16 protein-coding genes are annotated in these 25512 nt (G+C 45.1%); 15 read left to right on the top strand and 1 reads right to left on the bottom strand.

Features of this window, described 5'->3' with window-relative positions:
* Positions 1-32 precede the first annotated feature (32 nt).
* From MHI32_RS23770 to dnaJ, 15 genes are all read left to right on the top strand, one after another.
* Entirely contained in the window at positions 33-1370 is a 1338-nt protein-coding gene (locus tag MHI32_RS23770; RefSeq protein WP_076129693.1) for a stage II sporulation protein P, read from the top strand.
* A gap of 35 nt (positions 1371-1405) precedes the next feature.
* Positions 1406-1891: a hypothetical protein gene (locus MHI32_RS23765; RefSeq protein WP_076304261.1), complete on the top strand. Its 486-nt coding sequence runs from the start codon at positions 1406-1408 to the stop codon at positions 1889-1891.
* A gap of 140 nt (positions 1892-2031) precedes the next feature.
* Complete coding sequence (lepA, locus tag MHI32_RS23760) at positions 2032-3846, top strand: translation elongation factor 4 (protein ID WP_036677511.1); 1815 nt, start codon at positions 2032-2034, stop codon at positions 3844-3846.
* Positions 3847-3951: 105 nt separating this feature from the next.
* Positions 3952-5757 carry a histidine kinase gene (locus MHI32_RS23755; protein WP_256717218.1) on the top strand — a complete coding sequence of 602 codons (1806 nt, stop codon included), beginning with the start codon at positions 3952-3954 and terminating at the stop codon, positions 5755-5757.
* Entirely contained in the window at positions 5742-6509 is a 768-nt protein-coding gene (locus MHI32_RS23750) for a response regulator (protein ID WP_076141556.1), read from the top strand. Before MHI32_RS23755 ends, MHI32_RS23750 begins: the two co-directional genes overlap by 16 nt.
* A gap of 95 nt (positions 6510-6604) precedes the next feature.
* Positions 6605-7909 (top strand): extracellular solute-binding protein, encoded by a 1305-nt coding sequence (locus tag MHI32_RS23745; RefSeq protein WP_340011061.1) that lies wholly within the window; start codon positions 6605-6607, stop codon positions 7907-7909.
* 91 nt (positions 7910-8000) lie between these two features.
* Positions 8001-8885 carry a sugar ABC transporter permease gene (locus MHI32_RS23740; protein WP_249267723.1) on the top strand — a complete coding sequence of 295 codons (885 nt, stop codon included), beginning with the start codon at positions 8001-8003 and terminating at the stop codon, positions 8883-8885.
* Between the two features lie 63 nt (positions 8886-8948).
* Entirely contained in the window at positions 8949-9776 is an 828-nt protein-coding gene (locus tag MHI32_RS23735) for a carbohydrate ABC transporter permease (protein WP_076129699.1), read from the top strand.
* Between the two features lie 19 nt (positions 9777-9795).
* On the top strand, positions 9796-12072 hold the full coding sequence (locus MHI32_RS23730) for an FAD-dependent oxidoreductase (protein ID WP_076141558.1): 2277 nt from the start codon (positions 9796-9798) through the stop codon (positions 12070-12072).
* A 185-nt stretch (positions 12073-12257) separates the two neighbouring features.
* Positions 12258-13430, top strand: coding sequence for a radical SAM family heme chaperone HemW (gene hemW / locus MHI32_RS23725; protein ID WP_076105910.1), 1173 nt, complete (start codon positions 12258-12260; stop codon positions 13428-13430).
* Positions 13431-13523: 93 nt separating this feature from the next.
* The gene (locus MHI32_RS23720) at positions 13524-14015 is read left to right on the top strand and encodes an N-acetyltransferase (protein ID WP_051490987.1); all 492 of its coding nucleotides are present in this window, start codon (positions 13524-13526) and stop codon (positions 14013-14015) included.
* 103 nt (positions 14016-14118) lie between these two features.
* Positions 14119-15150, top strand: coding sequence for a heat-inducible transcriptional repressor HrcA (gene hrcA / locus MHI32_RS23715; RefSeq protein ID WP_036677493.1), 1032 nt, complete (start codon positions 14119-14121; stop codon positions 15148-15150).
* 48 nt (positions 15151-15198) lie between these two features.
* Positions 15199-15780 carry a nucleotide exchange factor GrpE gene (gene grpE / locus MHI32_RS23710; RefSeq protein ID WP_036677491.1) on the top strand — a complete coding sequence of 194 codons (582 nt, stop codon included), beginning with the start codon at positions 15199-15201 and terminating at the stop codon, positions 15778-15780.
* Positions 15781-15955: 175 nt separating this feature from the next.
* Positions 15956-17803 (top strand): molecular chaperone DnaK, encoded by a 1848-nt coding sequence (gene dnaK, locus MHI32_RS23705; RefSeq protein ID WP_036677488.1) that lies wholly within the window; start codon positions 15956-15958, stop codon positions 17801-17803.
* 253 nt (positions 17804-18056) lie between these two features.
* Positions 18057-19181 carry a molecular chaperone DnaJ gene (dnaJ, locus tag MHI32_RS23700; protein ID WP_036677487.1) on the top strand — a complete coding sequence of 375 codons (1125 nt, stop codon included), beginning with the start codon at positions 18057-18059 and terminating at the stop codon, positions 19179-19181.
* Positions 19182-20852: 1671 nt separating this feature from the next.
* Here dnaJ and MHI32_RS23695 read toward each other — a convergent pair.
* Positions 20853-25397, bottom strand: coding sequence for a S8 family serine peptidase (locus tag MHI32_RS23695; RefSeq protein ID WP_340011058.1), 4545 nt, complete (start codon positions 25395-25397; stop codon positions 20853-20855).
* Positions 25398-25512 lie beyond the last annotated feature (115 nt).

Raw genomic sequence — 25512 nt, 5'->3', positions numbered from 1 at the left:
ATTACAGAGGGCTGGAGGAGGACATAACTACAATGAATAAAAAATGGTTTCAGCTTTGGAACATCGGCCGTTTAAGGGGAAAAATGCTGGATGTTTTATCGCTGGGGAGAACGATGCTGCTGTTGGCCGGAGGTTCGCTAGTATTTTTTATGCTGCTTGGAGCCGGTGGATTGGCCGGGCAGAAGCTTAGCTCTTCACCCATTCCTTCAATGAAGGGGCTTGCTGCCTCTCTGTCTAGTGGTTTTTTCATGGAGCTGCTGGGGATGGAGGTGCCGCATTTACCTCAGGGTAAAGAGCCTTCCGCTTTTTCAGGTGAAAAGGTAACTTCTTTCGTATTTCAGTTGCTAACCAGTGTGAATCCAGGTGACCCTAAGAGTCTAGTCTCTCGTGAAGTGCCGGGGATGGCGGCGGATGATCCATTTCTTTTGCGGAAAGGTTCAGGTGGATCTACAGGAGCACCAGTGGATTATCATCCTGGGACTGATGAACTGGCTGAGGGTGGTGAAGATGCAGAAACTTCTGTTCCGGACGAAGGGGACAAGCATGGAGATACTACAACACAGCAGCCTGAAGCGACGGTTGCACCATCCCCTGAACCATCAGCGGAGGAAGGGACGGATAAGAGTGATCCGCAAAGCGGCACAGACAGCACTAAGGATACCTCCATCAAACGGATTCTAATCTATCATTCACATCCTAGAGAGGCCTACAATCCTCTGTTAGGGGCAGCAAATGAAAATCCCAGCTCCGGAGTTTCAACTAAAAATGTAATGCTGGTAGGATCATATATTACGAAAAGACTGGAACAGCTCGGGATTGGTACGGTTCATGCCAAAGAAGATTTTCCAACCAAAATCACCGACTATAACTGGAACTTTTCCTATAAATATTCCCGGATCTTGGTTAAATCAGCACTCAGCGCAAATGAGGAAATGGATAGTTTTATCGACATTCACCGCGATTCGCAGCGTCATAGCAAAACAACAGCTGTTATTGACGGGAAAAGCTATGCACAGGTCTATTTTATCATTGGACATGCAAATAAAGACTGGAAGAAGAACGAAGAGTTTGCCAATAAGATTCATCAACAGCTTGAAAAGAATTACCCGGGAATATCTCGTGGGATATGGGGAAAAGCTGCGGGTAAAGGAAATAACGGGGAGTACAATCAGACCCTCTCTCCTAATAGTGTTTTGATTGAAGTGGGCGGAATTGATAATTCGGCTGAGGAATTAAAGCGTACGGCTGATATTTTGGCGGATGCTATCGCTGATGTTTACTGGAGCAGTCATGACGCTGAGAAGGTGAACGCACCTGAAAAAGTGGCGAATCCCACTACAACACCAAAGAAATCAAACGGAGCTTCTTAAAATAAATTACCAAGGATTAAAAAGGAGTGGTGTACATGTCGCGTTTCGGAAAAAAACTGGTTATGGTCGGGATTTGGGCAGGGATTGGCATCCTCTTAGGGATGCAGTTCGGCGGAAGTGGGGGGTCAACAGTCTCTAAGATTCTGCCCGGCTGGAATGCCAGCCCGACTACACCGACCAGTCAAGTAACAGGCATGCAGCCACAGCCACAACTGCAAAAGAATGGTGTGGCACAGGGTGGGCAGACTTATGTATATGTGCCAATGGTGATCGATCCTGTCACAGGTGCTTATACGGCCGTCTCTCCTTTGCCTCAAAATAGCAATACAACGCCAGCCGCAGATCCTCCTCAACAAGTTGTGGATGATTATAGTACGAAATCTCCGGAGCAAATTCTAATTCCTGAGGAGCAAAAGCCTACAGTCGATGTTCTGGCAGATAAGACGGCAGGTCTCTTGCAGCAGGCTTCCCAGAAGGGAATCCGCTGGGTAGTTTCATTGTTCGCTTCGGCAGAAAATTAACAGCAAATTTAGAAGAAACGGTTATTTCACGGGATCGTGTATAGCTGTTTCTTTTGTTTTGGGCCAGCGCGGGATTGATGGAGTAAGCTTGTACTGTTATAATAAGTGGATTAATATCAGGCTGTCTGTGGGGGTAAGGAATGACTGACGTTCAGAAAAGACAACAACAAATTCGCAATTTCTCGATTATTGCACATATAGACCATGGTAAATCGACACTAGCTGACCGCATTTTGGAATACACGGGGGCACTAACCACGCGTGAAATGCAGGAACAGGTACTCGATCAGATGGATCTGGAGCGCGAACGTGGTATCACAATAAAGCTGCAAGCCGTGCGTTTAACCTATCGTGCAGACGATGGTGTAGAGTATTATCTCAACTTGATTGATACACCGGGGCACGTCGATTTCACCTATGAAGTTTCCCGCAGTCTTGCAGCATGTGAAGGCGCACTGCTGGTTGTGGATGCGGCTCAAGGAATTGAAGCACAGACGCTGGCCAATGTGTATTTAGCACTGGATAATAACCTGGAAATCCTACCTGTGCTCAACAAAATTGATTTGCCAAACGCTGACCCTGACCGGGTAAAGCAGGAGATCGAGGATGTTATCGGGCTGGATACCAGTGAAGCGGTTATGGCATCTGCCAAAGCCGGTATCGGAATCAAGGAAATTCTGGAGCAGGTGGTGAAGCAGGTTCCTGCGCCATCTGGTAATTCAGAAGAGCCGCTTAAAGCATTGATCTTTGACTCTCACTACGATCCTTACAAAGGCGTTATCGTCTATGTGCGCGTAATGGACGGGAAGATCCGTGCAGGTTCGAAGATTAAGATGATGGCAACTGAGAAGACCTTCGAGGTCATTGAAGTTGGCGCATTTATGCCGCGTATGACCATTGTCGATGAATTGAACATCGGTGATGTTGGCTTTATCGTAGCTGGGATCAAGCATGTTGGAGATACCCGTGTCGGTGATACTGTCACTGACGCAAAGAATCCTACTGCTGAGCCGCTTCCAGGTTACCGTAAGATCAACCCGATGGTATATTGCGGGTTGTATCCGATTGAGACCTCCGATTATAACGATCTTCGTGAGGCGCTGGAGAAGCTCCAGCTGAATGATGCTTCGCTAAGCTTTGAGCCGGAAAGTTCAAGCGCACTTGGATTTGGTTTCCGTTGTGGTTTCCTTGGACTCTTGCATATGGAGATTATTCAAGAGCGGATTGAGCGCGAGTTCAATTTGCCGCTAATCACAACAGCGCCGAGTGTTATTTACCGAATTATGCTGACCAATGGCGAAATGATCCAAATCGACAACCCGTCACATTATCCGGAGATCGGTACGATTGACTATATTGAAGAGCCGTATGTTAAAGCAGCGATCATTGTGCCTAACGACTTCGTGGGTACTGTAATGGAGCTGTGCCAGAACAAACGCGGCGAGTTCGTAAATATGGAATATCTAGATACTAATCGTGTAACGATTACGTACGAGATTCCGCTGTCAGAGATCGTTTATGATTTCTTTGATCAGTTGAAATCCGGTACGAAAGGTTATGCTTCTTACGACTATGAAATTTGCGGATACCGTCGTTCGAATCTGGTCAAGATGGATATCTTGCTTAACAATGAGCAGGTCGATGCCTTGTCCTTTATCGTTCACCGCGATCGTGCCTACAACCGCGGACGTATCATTTGTGAGAAGCTGCGGGGGATTATCCCGCGTCAAATGTTCGAAGTGCCGATTCAAGCCTCTGTGGGTACGAAGGTGGTTGCGCGTGAAACCGTTAAGGCGATGCGCAAAAACGTACTTGCTAAATGTTACGGCGGCGATATTTCCCGTAAACGGAAGCTGCTGGAGAAGCAAAAAGAAGGTAAGAAACGCATGAAGCAAGTGGGTAGTGTAGAAGTACCACAAGAAGCGTTTATGGCAGTACTGAAGATCGATGAGTAGAAAATAGGTAGAGCCGGGAGAATATCCCGGCTCTATTTTTTTAAGCAGGAGCAGATTACAATAGGGGGAAGGATTGTAAGCACATACAAAGTGAGGGGAGTCCTCGTGAAGCGATTATATTTGAAACTTACGCCAAGTACCTTTAAGAATCGGATTTTGTTAGCCTTCTTGCTGTTGGTACTAACACCCATTGCCATACTCGTTCTATATAACTTTAAAGAGACAGAACAAATGCTGCAGGATAATGCGGAAACGAAGAACATAGAGCAGCTTATTGGTATTAAGAATGGTTTTGTTGATCTCATGAGTCTCGTGATGAAAACAGGGTCATTACTCGAACAAGATACGACGATTTTATCGATAATGAAGAATCCCGAGCAATCTGATGAAATCACGAGAAAAAAACTCGTTGAAAACAAGTTTGGAGCGATTGAAAATACATTCTTTATGAGTGGAGCGACGGTGTATTATACATTAATCGACCTTCATGGAAACGCATACACTTCCTTTATGCCAAAGGAAACTTTGAGCTACGACGAAATCCAATCAGAGGATTGGGTTCAAGCATTGAAGCGAGAAGGAACGAATCGATATATATGGAATCCGAATGACAAGAATAATGTGGTCCGGGAAAGTACAACAAGTAAGAAAATGCTTAGTCTTTATGAGGTTATGCGTGATAATGGTTTGAATATTTATGCCTATGCAAGATTAAGTATCGATTATGAGGAGTGGTTTACCAGATCAACGTTAGGGAGTAAACAGGAAGGGGCTTTATTTCTACTCGATGCCTTGGGGGGTGTGATGCTTAATCCGCTTAAGGATGAGACTTTTTCCCCTGATATTGCGCAGAGTATTGTGAAGAGTGCCAACCAGCGGCAGACGGGGCGTGCTGCATCCATTGTCGATCCGAAGGAGGAAAGTTTATACACATACAGCTACATCGAGGAGTTAAATGGCTATGTTGTTAAAAAGGTGCAGCTAGCACAGCTATTTCTTGAGGTAGACAAGCAGAAACGACGGTTTTTTGGTGGATTTGGAATCATTCTGCTGCTATTTGTTCTATTAACTTATTTCATATCATCGACGATTACAGTACCGCTTAAGAAGCTACAGAAGAAGATGGAAATGACCGCTAAGACGAATCTCAAAATGAAATTACCCGAGCAAGGGCGGGGAGAGATTCTTGCCCTGACTCAGAGTTTCAATATCATGATCCATGATTTAAATGAGCTGTTGCAGCGACTTCAGCTTGAAGAAAAACAGAAGCAATTCGTTCGATTTCAGGTATTACTTTCGCAGATGAACCCGCATTTTCTACTAAATACATTGAATACGATAAAGAGCATTGCCTTAGATAAAGATGATGATGAAATTTATGGAATTTGTGTTGCACTAGGAAAAATATTGGAGACAACCTTAAATACTGAAGTCGATTTGATCCTGTTAAAGGATGAAATCGTACTAATAGAATCTTACATGGAGATACAGCGGCAACGTTTTGGACATGGGATTGAAATTCAATATGATATCAACGAGGAACTGCAATACGCATTAATCCCTAAATTTTGTCTGCAGCCCTTAATTGAAAATAGCTTGATTCACGGCTTCGGTCAGTCTGTAAAACAAGGGAGAATTGATATCTCCGCTAAAGTGACTGAGCAACAGCTGTATCTGCAGGTTAGAGATAACGGCATGGGGATAGAAAGAGCACAGCTGAATAAGGCTACACGGAAACGTAAAGGAATCGGTGTTCAGAATATTAGGGAGAGCTTAGAGCTGTTGTTTAAGAATCAACGGACAGGTATGGACATTGTATCTTCGGATACAGGAACTGAAGTGATCATCCATTTTCCATTCCTTATTTCAAAACCTTACGATGGAGGTAAGCTCACATGTGGAGAACGTTAATTGTGGATGATGAACAACCTGCGGTTAAAAGTATACGAAAGCTATTCTTAAAGGCTGGAATCCCGTTTGAAATTATAGGTGAGGCGGAGAATGGAGAAGTAGGCTTGCAAATGATTCGTGAGCTGCAGCCTGATGTGGTAGTGACGGATATCAATATGCCAGTGATGGATGGGGTGAAGCTTCTTCAAATTGCGCGAGAGGAAGGCTTCGACTGCCGATTTGTAATGTTGACCGCATTGAGTGAATTTGAATACGCCCGGCAGGCGCTCGTATTTGGGGCTTCGGACTACATTTTGAAGTTATCTTTAGATCTCCAAGGCTTGAAGCAGACTATGGGTAAGGTCCAGGCCGAGCTGGAGCGAATGGTGAAGATGAAGAAGGCCGATAAATGGTTTCCTGAGAAGCAACAAACGGGACCGACAGATCATGTGGAGATGAACAAAATTATAGCTTATATTGAAGAACATTATGCTGAGGACATCTCGCTCAAATCCATGTCAGAGTTGATCCGGATGGATGCCAGCTATATAAGTGACTTATTCAAGAAAAAGACAGGGAAAACGTTGACCAATTATATTCAAGAGCGTCGGATTCAGGCTGGGAAAATGCTGCTTGCAGAAACGAAGCTAACAATTAGCGAGATTGGGCAGCAAGTAGGATTTGAGAACGATAATTATTTTATAAAAATCTTCAAAAAGTGGTGTGGTGTCACGCCAAATGAATTCCGTAAAGAACCAAAAAACGTTCTATAAGTTCCCAAATGTAGTTCATCCCCCAGAATCCGCTCTGATGATAAAGTTATAGATGTAGAGCACAACACATAATCCTTCCAAGGGGGAAGCTATCTATGAAGAAAAAGTGGTATCCTGCAGTGCTTTCTGTCTTATTAGCAGGTACGATGCTGGCTGGTTGTGGGAGTGGTGGAAGTAATGAATCGCAGGGCAGCACAAATGGAGAACCAGCAAAGGAGAAAATAAAGCTTACGATGTGGGGGGCAGTTCCTGCAGAAGCCGGGCCTCAAGCTGTAGTTGATAACTGGAATAAAGATCATCCAGATATTCAAGTCGAGTATATCCGTAATGTAAATGACGATGCAGGCAACTTAAAGCTGGACACTGCTTTGATGACCAATCAAAACATAGACCTTTTCATGAACTACGATCTTGCTCATTTACAGAAACGTATGGATGCAGGCGTTGCCTTGGATCTAAGCACGAAAACAGATTATGATATCGACAGCCAGATCGGCGAGGACGCAGCGATGTGGAAAATCAATGATAAATACTATGGGATTCCTACAAAGAAAAACATGGCGTTTGTATGGTTGAACAAAGATATGCTGGATGCAGCAGGATTACCGATTCCTGCGGTGGACTGGACTTGGTCAGATCTTGAGGAGTATGCGAAGAAGCTAACGAAACCTGGTGTGTACGGATTATTGCAGGCAGATTCCTCCTTCGCAACAACGATGGACGGTACGCTTGCTGGAATGGGTGTGAAACAGGCGGATGGTACTTCAAACTTTGGAAATGATCTCTGGAAACAGCAACTGGAAATATTGCATAACATGATGTTCGTGGACAAATCCACACCGGAATATGGGGAGCAGCTGACCAGTAAAATGCCGGTTGATACCATGTTCCTGCAAGGCAAAGCGGCAATGCTGGCAGCAGGTGAGTTTATTTTCCGCAATGCGAACAACTTGAAGGACTATCCGCATGATTTCAAAACCGCGTTCGCCGCTATTCCAAAAGTGAATAAAGATCAAAAGGATTATAAATATTCGGGCGGTGTGGGCGACATGCTTGCTCTTAATGCAAAGTCCAAGAACCTGGATGCGGCTTGGGAGTTCGCAAAATGGTATGCGGATGGCGGTATGCTGCCAATGGCAAGCGGGGGTCGTATTCCAGCCTCTAAGAGTGTGGACAGTAAGGAAGCGATGAGCCTTCTCTTGAATGGTGTAGAAGACAAATATGATACAGATTCAATGAATAATATTGTATTCGGCAAATTCCCATCCTTCCAGCTAAATGTACCTCAACAAGCCATTGATGCACGTAAAGAAGAGTATGAAAAATACTTCTTAAATAAGCAAGATATTGATACCACGATGAAAAATATGCAAACCCGTTCGCAAGAGTTAATGAAATAAAGAAATAGCTGGCACAAAAGAGAAGGAGGAAGAATTCTTCGTTCTTCTCTTTCGTGTACCCATTTTTCAGCATACGAAAGGCGGCGATACCGTGAAGCGGAGAAGCTGGATGGACAGACAAGGCTGGATCGGCATGACTTTTATTCTCCCGAATATGATTGGTATTCTCTTATTCTTTGTGATTCCTGCAATCTTTTCCTTTGTCCTGATGTTTACGAATTATCAATTTTCAAATCCGAATTGGCAATTTACCGGGCTGGATAATCTCAAACGGTTGTTCCATGACGATAATTTCTATGCCTCGATCAAATATACGGTGATATTCCTGATATCGGTTCCAGTATCGATGGTGCTCGCTTTTATTGTGGCGCTATTTCTAAACCGCAGTGTGTATCTTAAAGGATTATTGCGTGGAATGTTTTTCCTGCCGTATATCTCTAGTGGAGTAGCCGTTGCATTTGTCTGGATGCTGCTATTTCAGCCTTCACAGGGACCCATCAATGAACTGCTTCGCTGGATTGGCATAACATCGCCGCCAGGGTGGTTTGCGGATACGGAAACCGCAATGTATGCCATTGATATCGTACAGATCTGGCTGATGCTTGGCTACAATATGATCATATATTTAGCAGCACTACAGGAAATTTCGACAGAACAGCTGGAAGCTGCCCGGATCGATGGTGCAAGCACATTCAAAACAACATGGAAAATTGTATGGCCTCTTGTTAGTCCAACAACTTTTTTATTAATGATTACCGGATTAATTATGACGATGAAATCGTTCTCGATTATTCAAGCCATTACGGCTGGAGGACCTAGCGGAAGTACGACGGTCTTATCACTATTCGTTTATAAAACAGCATTCAGTTATTACGATATGGGATATGCTTCAGTCATTTCATGGTTCTTGTTCGCCGTCATTCTCGTCATTACAGTCATTCAGTGGATCGGCCAAAAGCGCTGGGTTCATTACTAATTAAACCCACAAAGTGGAGCTTTGCGGGAGGCCCCGAAACCATAAATTAAAGGAGCAGGCGGTATGAATGAAAAAGCAGGAAACATGAAGGTGAAGCTGCCAGTGACGATCATCATGTTTGTTCTAGGACTATTTATGATTGTGCCTTTTCTATGGATGCTCAGCACATCTTTTCAGACACCTGCCGAGGTGTTTAACGAATGGCTGCCTTCATCTCTCAACTGGAGCAATCATATTCGGGTGTGGACAGGAAGTTATGATTTTGTTCCGTATTATTTAAATTCACTTAAGATATCGATTATTGGGACTGCGGGAGCTGTGTTTCTATCTGCCCTTGCCGCTTACGGATTTTCACGTACTTCGTTTAAAGGGCGGGATGGCCTATTTGTCATATATCTATCCATGATGATGGTTCCACCGCAGGTGCTTTTTGTTCCTAAGTTTATCATGTTTAACTGGGTTGGGATTTACAATACGCATTTGGCCCTAATCCTTCCAGCCATGTTCTCGATCTTCGGTGTATTTATGCTTCGGCAGTTCTTCATGGGCATTCCTAAGGAAATCACGGAATCTGCTTTTCTGGATGGAGCCGGGCATTACAAAATATTTTTCCGCTTAATTCTGCCATTAGCGAAGCCGGCAATCGCTACGTTTGCTATTCTTGATTTCTCCTGGCAATGGAATGATTATGAGAATGCGCTTGTATTTTTGCAGAGCCCTAAGCTATATACCATTCCGCTTGGATTGCAGAATTTTATTCTTGAGAACAATGTGGATTACAACGGGATGATGGCCGCTTCGTCGGCTGCGATCATTCCAATGATTGTTATCTTCTTCATAGGTCAGAAATATATTATTCAAGGGATTTCTAGCTCGGCTGTGAAAGGCTAACTATAGGAGGGATACTGACATGAGAACAGAAACGGTTAAATCCGATGTGACAGTGGTCGGGGGTGGACTTGCAGGGATGAACGCGGCGATTGCTGCAGCACGTCTTGGGTTAAAGGTAGCACTGGTACAGAATCGTCCTGTACTTGGTGGTAACTCGAGTTCAGAGGTTCGGGTATGGGTATGTGGTGCAACAGGACATGGTGTAAATCGCTATGCACGGGAGACAGGCATTATGGGTGAGCTGTTCATCGAGAATCAATACCGGAACCCGGAAGGGAATCCATATCTATGGGATCTAACCTTGCTCGAAGCGGTGAAGGCAGAATCGAATATCAGCTTGTTCCTAAATACCGATGTACGTGAAGTGGAAGCGGAAGGTGAGGCAGAGGAGCGTACGATTCAGAGTGTGACCGGCTGGATGATGGGATCTGAGCGTTTAATCACGTTCGAGAGCGATGCTTTCATCGATTGTACGGGTGATGGTTTAGTGGGCTTCCTAGCAGGAGCGGATTTTCGATTAGGACGTGAAGCCCGTCATGAATTTAATGAGGAATGGGCACCAGAAGTGCCTGATAATATTACATTAGGCAGTACATTATTATTCTATACACAGGATACTGGAAAACCGGTACGTTATGTTGCACCCTCATTCGCGAAGGATATTACAACAACGTCTATCCCGATCCGCCGGGTCATTCGGAGTGGGGATTCAGGCTGTCACTATTGGTGGATTGAGTGGGGCGGCGAGCTTGATACGGTGGATGAGAATGAACGTATACGTGATGAACTATCCTCTGTTATTTATGGGATTTGGGATTACATTAAAAACTCAGGTCATTTTGATGCCGAAAATATGACGCTGGAGTGGGTTGGCTCAATTCCGGGTAAACGTGAATACAGACGGTTTGTTGGCGATACGATCTTAACGCAAAATGATATTCTTGCGCAGCGTGAATTTGCAGACCGGATTGGATTCGGAGGATGGTCGATTGATCTGCATCCACCGCAAGGGATGTACGCAGAAGAGAGTGGCTCCAAGCATCTGCATGCGGACGGGATCTACCATATTCCATTTGGTTCGCTATATTCGAAGAATGTGCGGAATCTATTCTTCGCGGGTCGTAATATCAGTGCATCTCATGTGGCTTTTGGAACAACACGCGTTATGGCAACCTGTGCGATCATGGGTGAAGCAGCTGGAGCAGGTGCCGCTTTATCCGTCATCAAAGGTGTGACTCCACGTGTAATTCGCGAGCATCATATGCATGAATTACAACAGGTGATGTTGAAGCAAGATGCTTCGATTATTGGATTACGTAACGAAGATCCACTGGACCTCGCCAGAAAAAGCGAGATTCATGCATCCAGCACGTTGAATGGTATCCTGCTGGATCGTCCAGCCGAAGCTTATGAGCTTTCTCATGATGTAGGGATTTTGTTTCCGGTTGAAGGAAGTATCCGTGGGTTAAGGCTGCTTGTGTCAGCAACTATTCAGACGCAGCTGACCGTGGAGATCTGGACGACTGGACGCGCGGAAAATTACGTGCCGGCGGAGTGCAAACAGGTTGATTTTATAACAGTAAAGGCTGGAGAGCAGCAATGGATTGAAGTTCCGATACAAGAGGAGAAATGTAGTCTTATCGGCGAATGTAATATCTTCGCTATTATTCGAGCTAATGAACACCTTCAATTGCATATTTCAGAAACCCCAATCACAGGTGTCATTACATTTGAGCGCGGTGCTAAATCCGTTGTTGATTCAGCGCTGGAAGATCATCAGCCAGATCAGCCGGTGATAGAGTGGAGCATGAAACAACTTGTACGCAGGCATTTCTGCTTTGCAGTAGAAACATCGGCATATGCTGCATCTAAAGTCATTGATGGGTATGTTCGACCTTTCGCAGGACCGCATAGCTGGGTTTCTGAGCCGATGACCGCGGGTAGATCGGAGTGGGTAGAGGCGCGTCTCCCTGATGCTGTTCCAGTCTCCGAAATCCATTTCACCTTTAATGATGATGTCAATGAAGATCTCATCAACTTACATCACCATGAAACGCCATTTCTAGTGATTCCTGAACTGGTAAAGAACTATGATGTAGAGCTGCTCATTGATGGCGCGTGGCAAGTCATGCTCCGTGTCAAAGATAACCATCGCCGGAAAAATGTTCATCGATTAGAGAAGCCTGTCCTTACAGATGCTGTCCGGATCGTTATTCATGAAACTAACGGTGGAGTACATGCCGAACTTGTGGAAATGCGGATTTATCAAGAAGCAACGGCTTTGCCGTCCTTATAGGGACGGTATCCGTTTCTGCGGGAAATACAAAATATATAGGATAACGTAAAACTTATACTTTCTTATATTATAAAATAGAGTTCATTTATAAATGAACGCCCTCGGAGGGAAGCCGTCAGGCTTCCCTTTTCTTGTTTTTTAGATTACACTATTCAAACGATATTTTTATATAAAGGAGACAGCTAATGACAACGAAGACTAATGGCCGTCCCCCTGAGGCTGTATACATTCATATCCCTTTTTGTACCAATAAGTGCTTTTATTGTGATTTCAATTCCTATGTACTCAAGGATCAGCCAGTTATGGATTATCTCGAAGCTTTGGATCGAGAGATGGAGCAGACCGTCAAGAACACCCCTCCGGGTGTTATCAAAACGATCTTCGTCGGCGGAGGCACACCCACTGTTTTAAAACCTGATGAAATGGCTTATTTCTTAAAGTCTGTTCGCACGCATTTCCCCAACTGGGATAAAGATATTGAGTTTTCTATGGAAGCTAACCCTGGAACAACGGATCTGGACAAGCTGACGGTTATGAAAGAAGGCGGCGTGAACCGGGTGAGCTTTGGTGTTCAAGCATTTCAGAACGAGCTGCTCACAGGCATCGGCCGGATTCATAATGTAGATGATGTATACCGGAGCCTAGAGAATGCACGTGCAGTTGGACTAAATAATCTTTCGGTTGACCTGATGTTTGGGCTGCCTAATCAAACTGTTGAGATGTTGGGCGAAAGTATCCGCAAGGCGTTGGAGCTGGATCTACCCCACTATTCTATTTACAGCTTGAAGGTGGAGGAGAATACTCTTTTTCACACGCTGTTTAATAAGAACAAGCTTCCTCTTCCTAATGAAGAAGATGAATTGCAAATGTACCTCCTGTTGATGTCCTCTATGAAGGAAGCGGGTTACAATCAATACGAGATCAGTAACTTCGCGAAACCAGGAATGGAGAGCCGCCATAATATCACCTACTGGCGTAATGAAGATTATTATGGTCTAGGAGCAGGAGCGCATGGATATGTGGGACGTCAGCGGCATATTAATGTTAAGGGCGTAAATCCATATGTAGAAGCCACACGTAAAGGGCTGCCACGACTGGATGCATACCCAATCTCAGAAGCAGAAGCGATGGAAGACTTTATGATGGTCGGCTTGCGTATGCATGAGGGCGTCTCTAATGAAGCTTTTCAGGCGCAATTCGGGCGTTCAATAGAGGAAGTATTCGAAAAATCCTTGCATAAAATGCTGCATGCAGGGCTGTTGGAACAAGAAGCAGGGGTTTACCGACTCAGCAAGCAAGGAATCTTGTTTGGGAACGATGTTTTTGCTGAATTTGTAGGCGCCCTGACAGAAGTTTAATTTTAAAATACCCCTTGAATTGTAATTCACTCTGTTGTATATTTATTCATATTATCAACAGAGGGGTGAACCAAAGTGCTTGCCAAGACGGAAATGATTCGCCATTCGTCTCCAGCGGGAGACGCACAGGTAATTTGTAGAAATGCTGTGGTAGAAGACGTTGAGCCATTGTATCTAATGATAGAAGAGTATGCCCAGCGCGGCATCATGTTGCCCCGTTCCCGGCAGGCGCTGACACGCCAGATCGATCAATTCGTAGTTGCTGAAATCGAAGGCAGATTCGTAGGCTGTGGTTCACTTTTCAAGCTCGGGAATGATCTCGTAGAGATTCGTTCAATTGGATTGAATGATGAAGGCAAGGGTAAAGGCGTAGGCTCCATGATATTGGCGAAGCTGGTCGAGGAAGCTAGGAACCAGAAAATCCCAAAGGTTATGGCACTAACCTATGCTGTTGATTTTTTTCTTAGAAATGGATTTGAAGTCGTCCAGAAAGAGATTTTCCCTGAAAAAGTATGGACAGATTGCGTGAATTGTAAAAAGCAGCATGCCTGCGATGAAATAGCAGTGCTTAAGATACTGAACTGACTTGACAATGTCAATGTCAGTTTGGTATTTTTGTATTAGTGGTTAGCACTCATCTGAGTCGAGTGCTAACGAATCGGAGCCACAGCCGATAGGAGGGAATAACATGTTAACTGATCGCCAGAGAATGATACTAAATGCAATTGTGGATGATTATATTTCATCGGCAGAGCCAGTAGGATCTCGCAGCATTTCTAAACGGGGAGATGTAGGATACAGTCCGGCTACGATTCGAAATGAAATGGCTGACCTAGAGGATTTAGGTTATCTCGAGCAGCCTCATACATCGGCGGGAAGAATTCCTTCCCATAAAGGATACCGATATTATGTGGATCATTTGGTACCGTGGAATTCCGCCGAAACGGCAGAAATGGGCACGATCCGCGCTTTTTTTGCCGAGAAGCTAAATGCAATGGAGCAGGTAATCCAACATGCGGCGATGATTCTTTCCAATATGACGAATTATACTTCCATCCTGCTGGGACCGGAGGTTTTTCATACTTCATTGCGTCATTTTCAGTTGTTACCACTAGATGATACAACCGCTGTGGCCATTATCGTCACAAGTACGGGGCAAGTTGAGAATCGTACGGTGAACATTCCGCCGGAGATTTCTGTTTCCGAGATGGAGAAAGTGGTTAACCTACTGAATAGTAAACTGGTCAATGTACCACTCTATAAGCTGAAGACTCGGCTCTATTCCGAGCTTGGCGAAGAAATGCAGCGTCACATCTCACATTATGAAGAATTAATGCAGGTGCTGGACACCGCGCTGGAAAGCGATCAAGAGCAGCGCATCTATCTCAGCGGAGCAACGAATATGCTGACACAGCCCGAGTTCAAAGACGTAGACAAGGTGAAGAGTATTCTTGATCTGCTGGAAGAGACACCGACACTGCTCAAAATGCTGGCCCCTACAGTGGGTGGCACAGGTATTCAAGTACGAATAGGAACAGAAAACAATCACGAAGCGTTCGCTAACTGTAGTCTGATCACCGCCACTTATTCACTTGATGGGCAGGCACTAGGAAGCATTGGGATCCTTGGGCCGACCCGTATGGAATATGCAAGAGTGATGGGGATCTTGGGCATTTTATCCCGAGATTTGACAGCGATGCTGGCGCACTGGTATAAGTGAACAGAGTCAACATGATTTCGTGAATGATTTTAAGGAGGTGAAGACAACTTGAAAAAGGAACAAGTTCAAGATTCTAATGAATTCAAAGAGGAATTGATCAATGAGGAGCCTGTGGCTGAAGTAGTCTCAGATGCCGACTCATTTACAGCTGAAAACGTTAGTGAAGGTGCTTCAGATACAGGTGCTGAGGTGAAACGCCTACAGGATCTTGCTGATGAATATCAAGGTCGTGCACTGCGTGCACAAGCTGATTTTGATAACTTCCGTCGTCGTACCCAGAAGGAAAAAGAAGAGTTGGCTCAATATGCTACCTCCAAGCTCCTGACGGAATTGCTTTCCGTGCTGGACAATTTCGAGCGTGCGTTAGTCACTACTCCAGCTAATCCTGAATCCGAAGCTTTCGCGAAGGGCGTTAATATGATTTTCCGTCAGCTGGATGGGGTATTGAAGGCTGAGGGGCTTACAGCTATGGAAACAGTAGGACAGCCTTTTAATCCTGAATACCATCAGGCTATTATGCAGGTTGAGAGCGAGGAGTACGAAGAGGGTATCGTTACAGAAGAGGTTCAAAAGGGATATCTTCTGAAAGATAGAGTTCTTCGTCCGGCCATGGTCAAAGTCAGCATGTAGTCTGTCTATATAGGACGGGCAGTTTCTGCTCGCCATAAAGCAGCAGTGCTTTTGCCTACTATTTATCCGATTGCAGGCTGTTGCCCGGATAGTTTATTATCAATCGAATTTTTTTGATATTTTTATAAATTTATTGAGCTTAGGCTCCATATAACTTTAGAGGAGGCAAATTATTGTGAGTAAAGTTATCGGTATTGACTTAGGAACCACGAACTCTTGCGTTGCCGTTATGGAAGGCGGCGAAGCCGTAGTAATTCCAAACCCAGAAGGCGCGCGTACAACCCCTTCGGTTGTAGGCTTTAAGAAAGACGGCGAGCGTATCGTCGGTGAAACGGCTAAACGCCAAGCAATTACTAACCCTGATCGTACGATCAGCTCTGTTAAACGTCACATGGGTACTAACCACAAAGAAAGCATTGATGGTAAAGACTACTCCCCACAAGAAATTTCGGCAATGATTCTGCAAAAGCTGAAATCCGATGCAGAGGCTTATCTTGGCCAAACTGTTACTCAAGCAGTTATCACTGTTCCTGCTTATTTTAATGACAGCCAACGTCAAGCTACCAAAGATGCAGGTAAAATTGCAGGTTTGGAAGTTCTGCGTATTGTGAACGAGCCAACAGCAGCAGCTTTGGCATATGGTCTGGAGAAATCCGAAGATCAAACCATTCTAGTCTATGACCTTGGTGGCGGTACTTTTGACGTATCCATCCTTGAACTTGGTGATGGCTTCTTCGAAGTAAAAGCTACAAGCGGCGACAACAAGCTGGGTGGCGACGACTTTGACCAAGTGGTTATGGATTACCTGGTATCCGAATTCAAAAAAGAGCAAGGCATTGATCTGAGCAAAGATAAATCTGCTGTGCAACGTTTGAAAGATGCAGCTGAAAAAGCGAAAAAAGAATTGTCAGGCGTACTGACAACAACTGTATCGCTTCCGTTCATCACTGTGGTTGACGGCGTACCTCAGCACTTAGAGATCAACTTGACTCGTGCGAAATTTGATGAACTGACTGCTGGTCTGGTAGAACGTACATTGGGACCAACTCGTCAAGCATTGTCTGATGCTGGCATGACCCCTGCAGACCTTACTAGAATCGTTCTGGTTGGTGGTTCTACACGTATCCCAGCTGTACAAGATGCTATCAAAAAGCTTACTGGCAAAGAACCACACAAAGGTGTGAATCCGGATGAAGTAGTAGCTCTTGGTGCTGCTGTTCAAGCGGGTGTATTGACTGGTGATGTTAAAGACGTTGTATTGCTTGACGTAACTCCGCTTTCCCTGGGTATTGAAACTGCAGGTGGCGTGTTCACGAAGATGATCGAGCGTAATACTACGATTCCTACAAGCAAATCCCAAGTATTCTCAACCTTTGCTGACAACCAACCTAGCGTAGAGATTCACGTGCTGCAAGGTGAGCGTCAAATGGCAAATGGCAACAAGACACTGGGACGTTTCATGCTGAACGAGATTCCACCAGCACCACGTGGCGTGCCACAAATCGAAGTTTCTTTCGATATTGATGCCAACGGTATCGTAAATGTATCTGCGACAGATAAAGGCACGAACAAGAGCCAAAAAATCACTATCACTTCTTCCAGCGGCCTGAGCGACGCAGAAGTAGAACAAATGATGAAGGATGCCGAGCTTCACGCTGAGGAAGACCGTAAGCGTAAAGAACTGGTAGAAGCGAAGAACGGTGCTGACCAACTCGTGTATTCTACTGAAAAAGTAATTAAAGACCTTGGCGATAAAGCTGATGCTTCTGATGTTGAAAAAGCAAATGAAGCTAAAGATAAAGTTAAAGCAGCACTTGAAACTGACAATCTTGAAGAAATCAATGCAGCTACAGAAGCATTGACTGAGATTGTACAACAGTTGTCCATGAAGCTGTACGAACAAGCTGCTCAAGCTGAGCAAGGTGCTGAAGGTGGCGCTGGAGCCGCTGAAGGCGCTCCTAAAAAAGATAATGTAGTTGACGCTGACTATGAGGTTGTTGACGAAGATAAGAATCAAGGGTAACCTTATACGATAAGTGTAATAGGAAACTGATAAATTCTTATATAGTTAAGAAGGGAAGGTCAAAACCGGGTCATCCCGTGTTTTGACTTTCCTTTTGTAATATCAGATTGCACACTCTTTGCGAATGCGCCTTCTGATATTGTAAGAATAAACATCGCTGAATCTGGATGGTCAGATCCTGAGGTTTTATCGTATAATGGTTTGTTTGACAGGTAATAAGGAATTTGAGTATGTATGCACGGAGGTGAAAGCAGTGGCAGATAAACGCGATTATTATGAAGTGCTTGGCCTTAGTAGAGATGCTTCAGACGATGAGGTGAAAAAAGCGTACCGGAAATTAGCGCGCCAATATCACCCAGACGTGAATAAAGCAGATGACGCTGAAGCTAAGTTTAAGGAAGTAAAAGAAGCTTATGATGTTCTTAGTGATGGACAACAGCGAGCTAGATATGACCAATATGGCCATATTGACCCTAACCAAGGTATGGGCGGCTTCGGAGGCGGCGGTGGTGGCGACTTCGGAGGACTTGGCGATATCTTTGATATGTTCTTTGGAGGCGGCGGACGCCGTGATCCTAACGCACCGCAGCGCGGTGGGGATTTGCAGTATACCATGACCATTGAATTCAAGGAAGCGGTATTCGGCAAAGAAACCGATATTACTATTCCACGTACAGAAACTTGCGATACCTGCTACGGCTCCGGGGCTAAACCGGGCACTAAACCAGAGACTTGTTCCGTATGTCATGGTAGTGGACAACAGGAATTCGTACAGAATACACCGCTTGGACAGATGCGTAATCGTCGTCCTTGTTCACATTGCAGTGGTACAGGTAAGATTATTAAGGAAAAATGTACGACTTGCGCCGGACAGGGTAAGGTTAAAAAGCAACGCAAGATCCATGTGCGCATCCCGGCCGGTGTTGATGACGGTGCACAGCTGCGCATGACTGGCGAAGGCGAAGGCGGCTTACGCGGCGGTCCTGCTGGAGACTTGTATATTGTTATCCGTGTTAAATCGCATGATTTCTTCGTGCGTGAGAACGATGATATTATGTGCGAGGTTCCGCTTACGTTTGCACAGGCAGCACTTGGTGATGAGATTGAAATTCCAACCTTAACCGAAAAAGTGAAGCTGAAGATTCCTGCCGGAACGCAAACAGGCACTTTCTTCCGCCTCAAAGGTAAAGGTGTTCCACGTCTGCGTGGATCTGGCCAAGGTGATCAGCATGTACGGGTAATTGTTGTGACACCTAGCAAGCTCAATGAAGAGCAAAAAGAATTGCTACGCCAGTTCGCTTCTCTGAACGGAGAAAACACACATGAGCACGAGCAGTCCTTCTTTGATCGTGTGAAACGTGCGTTTCGCGGGGACTGATATCCTAACTCATTCATTCAGTAAATGAATAGAAAAATGACAGCAGAGCAGCGACCTCCCGTTATTGGGGGATCGCTGCTCTGCGTTTTTGTCCAGGCATGAGATTAGGGCAGGGCCAGTTAACTAACCTCATGCAAATCTTTGGAGGAGCTGTGATGCTTGAACCTGCGAAATTCTGCGTGTTTGGCTAACTCGGCCAATCCCGTAACCTCGGTAAACCTGGTAACCCCGGTAAATTCGGTAACCCCGGCAACCGCGAACCGCGAACCGCGAACCGCGAACCGCGAACCGCGAACCGCGAACCGCGAACCCTGTAACCTTGAAACCCCCGACTGGTCTCCAGCTTTTTTAAACACACTATATGCTTTGAATTATCTAGGTGGGCTTGCGGACTCAGCTGACGCTATTTGTACATTTTTCTCCTTTTGAGCGAAGTTTCGGACTCCAGTGCAGCTATTGCCCAGAAAAGCGCTCGTATTTGGTGTTTTTCGTGCTAATAGCGACTATGAGGTCCGTTGGTATGGCAAATGTCGCATAATTCAGCGTTTAAGTGTAACTGTGTCCGATAGTGCCGAGCATAATCTTCTGCGTGGATAGGACCCAGAAGAATCTGGAGGCTTACGGACCCAGATGACGCTATTTGCAAATTTTTCTCCTTTTGAGCGAAGTTTCGGACTCCAGTGCAGCTATTGCCTAGAAAAGTGCTCATATTTGGTGTTTTACGTGCTAATAACGACTATGGGATCCGTTGGCATGGCAAATGTCGCATAAATCAGCGTTTAAGTGCAACGGTGTCCGATAGTGCCGAGCATAATCTTCTGCGTGGATAGGACCCGGAAGACGCTGGAGGCATACGGACCCAGTTGACGCTATTTGCAAATTTATCGCCTTTTGAGCGAAGTTTCGGACTCCAGTGCAGCTATTGCTCAGAAAAGTGCTCATATTTGGTGTCTTTCGTGCTAATAGCGACTATGGGGTCCGTTGGCATGGCAAAAGTCGCATAAATCAGCGTTTAAGTGCAACGGTGTCCGATAGTGCCGAGCATAATCTTCTGCGTGGATAGGACCCGGAAGACGCTGGAGGCATACGGACCCAGATGACGCTATTTGCAAATTTATCGCCTTTTGAGCGAAGTTTCGGACTTCAGTGCAGCTATTGCCTAGAAAAGTGCTCATGATTGGTGTTTTTCGTGCTAATAGCGACTATGGGGTCCGTTGGCATGGCAAAAGTCGCATAATTCAGCGTGTAAGTGCAACTGTGTCCGATAGCGCTGAGAATAATCATCTGAGTGGATAGGACCCAGAAGACGCTGGAGGCATACGGACCCAGCTGACGCTGGAGGCATACGGACCCAGCTGACGCTATTTGCAAATTTATCGCCTTTTGTGCGAAGTCGGACTCAGCTGATGCAATTAGCACATTTTTCTCCTTTTGAGCGAAGTTTCGGACTCCAGTGCAGCTATTGCCTAGTAACACGCTCATATTTGGTGTCTTTCGTGCAAATAGCGACTATGGGGTCCGTTGGCATGGCAAAAGTCGCATAATTCAGTGTTTAAGTGCAACTGTGTCCGATAGTTGTCTCGTATGCGCCCAGATGTGACCTTAAGACGAGAAAGCCCCAGCAGCCAAATGGCTGCTGGGGCTTTCTTTGAGAGTTCAACTAGATACTGTTTAAGAACGTAGGTCCTCAAACACACGGCTCAGAATCGTTGCTGCTTGTGCACGAGTCAGAGTGCCTTGTGGATTGAAGTTGTCCGCACCAACGCCCTTGAGATAACCTTTGCTTACAGCATAGGCTACGGCGTTACGTGCTTCTGCAGCGATGTTGTCGGCATCCTTAAAGCTCAAAGGAGTCTTAGCTACTGTAAGATCAGCGCCTAGGGCCTCAGCTATGATAAGGGCTGCTTCTTCGCGAGTCAGCACATCGCGTGAACCACTTTGTTTGATACGAGTATTCCATGTGTCACCTTTTCCGAGTAGACGGTCGAAGAGCGTTAACAGTTCCGCTTGATTTAAGGTGTCAGCAGGTTTGAAGCTGCCATCGGTTCCTTTGCCGGCAATGATGCCATGAGCAGCAAGAACTTCGATATCGCCTTTAGCCCAGTGTGTGCCGATATCCTTGAAGCTTACATTACGGGATGCAACGCTATATGAGCCGTCGCCAGTAACTGTAAACTGTAGAATACCTTCTTTAGAGAAAGATCCAGGTTGCAGATAGGACCATTTATGATCCTTTGTTTCTGCATAGGCGGCAGTTTTTCGAGCATCACGTAGACTGCTGTCTTTTAGATTAAGCTGAAGGGTAACCGGCTTTCCGGTTGTCCAACCATTTTTGATGGTAAGAATGGAAGAACCAATATTGATCGCAGCTGAGCTTCCTGATAACACTGCTGCATCACTAGCATCAGCCAGACTTATCGTAAGCAACAAACCACTGCTGCTAATGAAATCCGGAAGGGTTGCCGCTGGAATAAGAACATTGAATCCATTACCGTTAAGGCTGAGTGCATTCTCCGATTTCTTCAACTGTTCAGCTTGCGCCGGGGTAAGCGTAATAACGACTTGGCTATACTTATTGAAATTCACATCGCTAAGATCAAGTACAGAAGTCTTATCTTTTGCATTCTGAATCGAATTTGTTAATGCAGTATCTAAGATATTAAACACCGCTGAAGCTTTACCACCAGCTGGATCGGCTGTCTCTACTAGCTTCCCGGATTTCGAAGAAGGTCCAGGAGTGGGAGTGCTGGTTGCTGTAGGTACATACGACTCAGAAGATGGAGGCGATGTAGGCGATGGTGTTGGTGTCGGTGTTGGTGTTTCTGTTGGATCTGGCGTTGGCGTTGGCGTTGGTGTCGGTGTCGGCGTTGGTGTAGGTTTTTCAGGTGTGTTTACAGTTACACTTACTGTTCTCAAACCAGATGGGATAGTTGATGTTGTGGCATCATTCCAAATCTGGACATCATATAGCTCAAAGGAATAATCTCCTGCTGTTGCTGGTTCGAAGGTTATTTGGGCTAGTGAGCCAGAGCCGTGATAAGCACCTCCTGACAGATTGACACTATATTGTGTCAGTTTGTGGCCGTCTCCAAGATCATACGTTTGTGAATATTCTGTAAGTGGAACACTAGAGAAATGCTCCTCTTGATACGTAACCAGCTGTACGCTTGGCTGGATTACTGGTGTTTCAAGGGAATCATCGTATATGACACCGAATGAAGCCCCATAGACGCCATAAACCTCATCTGTCACGGAATAATCTAAATCAACGGTCACAGATTGTCCTACTTCAATGGTGGATGCAGAAAGAGCCGGAGTTACTGTGAAAGTACCGTCCCCTGTGCTATAAAGCAGCCGCTGAACGTAATCATCGTCGTCTGCACCATTGCCAACTTTATCGACCACATGGACTTTGTACTCATTTAGCCCCTCGTTAACAGGAACATCAATGGTAAAGGCACCGTTATTTGCAATCACACCGCCAAATTTATAAGCATTCCCATCATAATGTTTGCCTTCGGCATATACGGTAAACCAGTTTCCAATAGGGTTTGTATTAGAAATATAATAGGCCATTAGGTCATCATCAATGAAACCACTAATTTGTGCCACGCCAGGATCGGTTGGCGCTTCGCGTTCATACTCCTCAATGGTGATGCCGGAAACTAGCGGCTTCTCGGTATCAATTGTGAACTCGGCCTTTTGTTTCTCGAGCAGTTGCCCATTGGGAAGCACAGGAATGATGTAGTAGTGACCATCTGCTAAAGTAGACTTGGCGGAGGTCTCCAGGTCTGTTAATGTTCCATCCCAATTTGGAACTTCGTATACACCACGATAGATCTTCTCATCGATCGCATAAACTTCACCTAAAACTGTTGCGGGAGCATCTTTTGAAGAGGCAACGAAACTTATGCCTTCCAGCTCTTCATTGACAGAAAAGGTAAAGGTGGTGTCGTCTGAGCGACCATCACCATTAGGTGAAATTTGTGGACTTTCAAAAGAGAGCTGATTAATAGGTGCTACATTAAATTGGTCACCTACAACAACATTAAATGGCAGACGAAGGGTTTCTGTATCAGAGGTAAGTAACAGGATGCCTTCATATGCGCCCTCTTTTGCTGTTTTAGATACATTGAGTGTAAATTGTGCATATTGATCTGCCCCTGAGGTAACGCTGTTTGGTGCAAAATCAATACTAATATCAGTAGGAGCTTCTGTCAGCCATTTGGTGGACAGGGTGTATGTTTCTCCGTTTCCTTTAAAGTCCTCTACATAGACAGCTTTCGTTACAGTAACACCCTTTGGCTGTAAGCCGAAGGATAAGGAACCTGTGTAATAAGGGATTTCAACAGTACCCGGAAGACCGCTGTTAAGGATCTCACCGACTTTAGCAATGGATTTAGCGTTTATCGACTTCTCCAGATTAATTAAACCTGCACCTTGTTGGTACAAGGAGTAAGAATTCCCATCACGGTTAAAAATAGGATCAGCATTGTTCATCAACAGAGCTTTAATTTCATTTGGCTTCAGATCAGAGTTTTTACTCAGTAACAAAGCCACAGCTCCTACAACATGTGGGGTTGCCATGCTAGTGCCATTTTTTAAGCCGAAAGCATGGTCATAGTTCCCATCCCAGCTAGGGATCGTCGAGTTGATATTGACTCCGGGCGCTACAACATCAGGTTTTATTAGATAATCGGGCATCCCTGGACCCATAGAACTGAAGTTTGCTAACTGATTTACTTCAAGCGCTATATAGTAACTGATTATATCTTTAGCAGCAGCCATCTGAGTTTTTATTTTTTTGCCATCGGCTTGACTGATTCCGTAGGTAGGAATGTAATCCCCAGGCGCACCAAGGGTGGGGCTGATTTCACCAGGCTCATTATTGGCAATCAGCAGAAGCTTCGCACCAGCAGCTTTGGCATTAAGAGATTTGTCTGAGAAGCTCAGCGAGCCCCGATCAACAAGCACTACCTTATCTTTGACATCCAGATTTTTGTAATCGGAAGGACTCCCAAGACCAGCGAAAACGATCTTACTGCCAGCAATATTATCGATTAAATCTGGGGAGTAACTGGCTAATGTCCCGGGAATCTTTTTAACATCGCCAATATCAAAGAAAGGGGTATTTATCGGAGTAGTAGAAGCTCCAACACTAAGCGCGAGTTGGGCACCAGCGGGTTCGCCCAGTGTTCCTGCATCCGGTCCAGCGTTACCGGCGGCAACAATAACATTCACGCCCGATTTTACGGTATTGTCTATCGCGATTGAACTCGCGGAATAGCTTTGGTTGACACTAGAGCCTAGAGAAAGGTTAATCACATCTGCTCCGTCATCGACTGCTTTCTCAATACCCGCAATTACATCTGCTGTGGAACCAGATCCATAGGGACCAAGTACGCGATACGCATACAATTCTACCTCAGGTGCCACATCTAAAATTGTCCCGGCAACGTGTGTACCATGCGAGGTTTCGTAAGGAGTACCTGCTCTTGGAGGGAAGTTAGCATCAGGGGCTGTTTCAGCCGGATCATCATCCTGATCATATACATCATAGCCACCCTTATAATTATCTTTTAACAAAGGGTGATTCTTATCAATACCAGTATCAACAACAGCTACCTGTATATCTTTGCCTGTGTAACCTAAATCATGTAGTTTGTCCGCGCCTATTAGCTTGCCGCTGTCTGAATAGGAACGTGTAACAGGTAATGTCGCTACTTCAACACTGTCTGCTAGTGCATGTACTTCTTCATTTGGATAGATAGCCGCAACGCCTGGAAGCTCTAACAGCTTGTTTACTTGATTGGCTGGCAGCGTAATGGAATACCCGTTAAAAATCTCACTGTATTCAAAACCGATATCGGCATCGATTTTCTGTGTTGAGGAAATAAAGCTTTTATGCTCTGAGATAATTTTACTGCGTTGTGAGGAGACTGAGGATCGTAAAGAATAAGTTTTTGCCTCATTTACATACACACTGACTGGTTTATTAGTCAATTCCACAATTACTGAAACTGGTGCTGAACCTTTGAGTACTCCAGCATAGTTATGAGGGGTCACACTTTGAGATTGTACATCCGTAACCAGGGTTGAAGATTCAAGGGATGAGTTCGCAAATGCAGCTGATGGAAAAAGAACAGACACAGCCAGTCCGAAGCTTGCCGCTCCAATACCAAATCTTTGAATAGAGTGTTTAAAGGTACGTTTCAAATAAGTTCATCCTCCCAAATGAATTTTTTTGTATTGCAATGTGTCTGTGGTTCTCCTCCTCAATATAAAATGTAAAAAATTATGAAAATTAAATTTATTCTACAGCTATAACTTC

This window comes from Paenibacillus sp. FSL H7-0690, assembly GCF_037980415.1.
GTDB lineage: Bacteria > Bacillota > Bacilli > Paenibacillales > Paenibacillaceae > Paenibacillus_AQ > Paenibacillus_AQ odorifer.
Note: the sequence above shows the minus strand (reverse complement) of the source record. Positions and strands in the feature narration are given on the sequence as shown.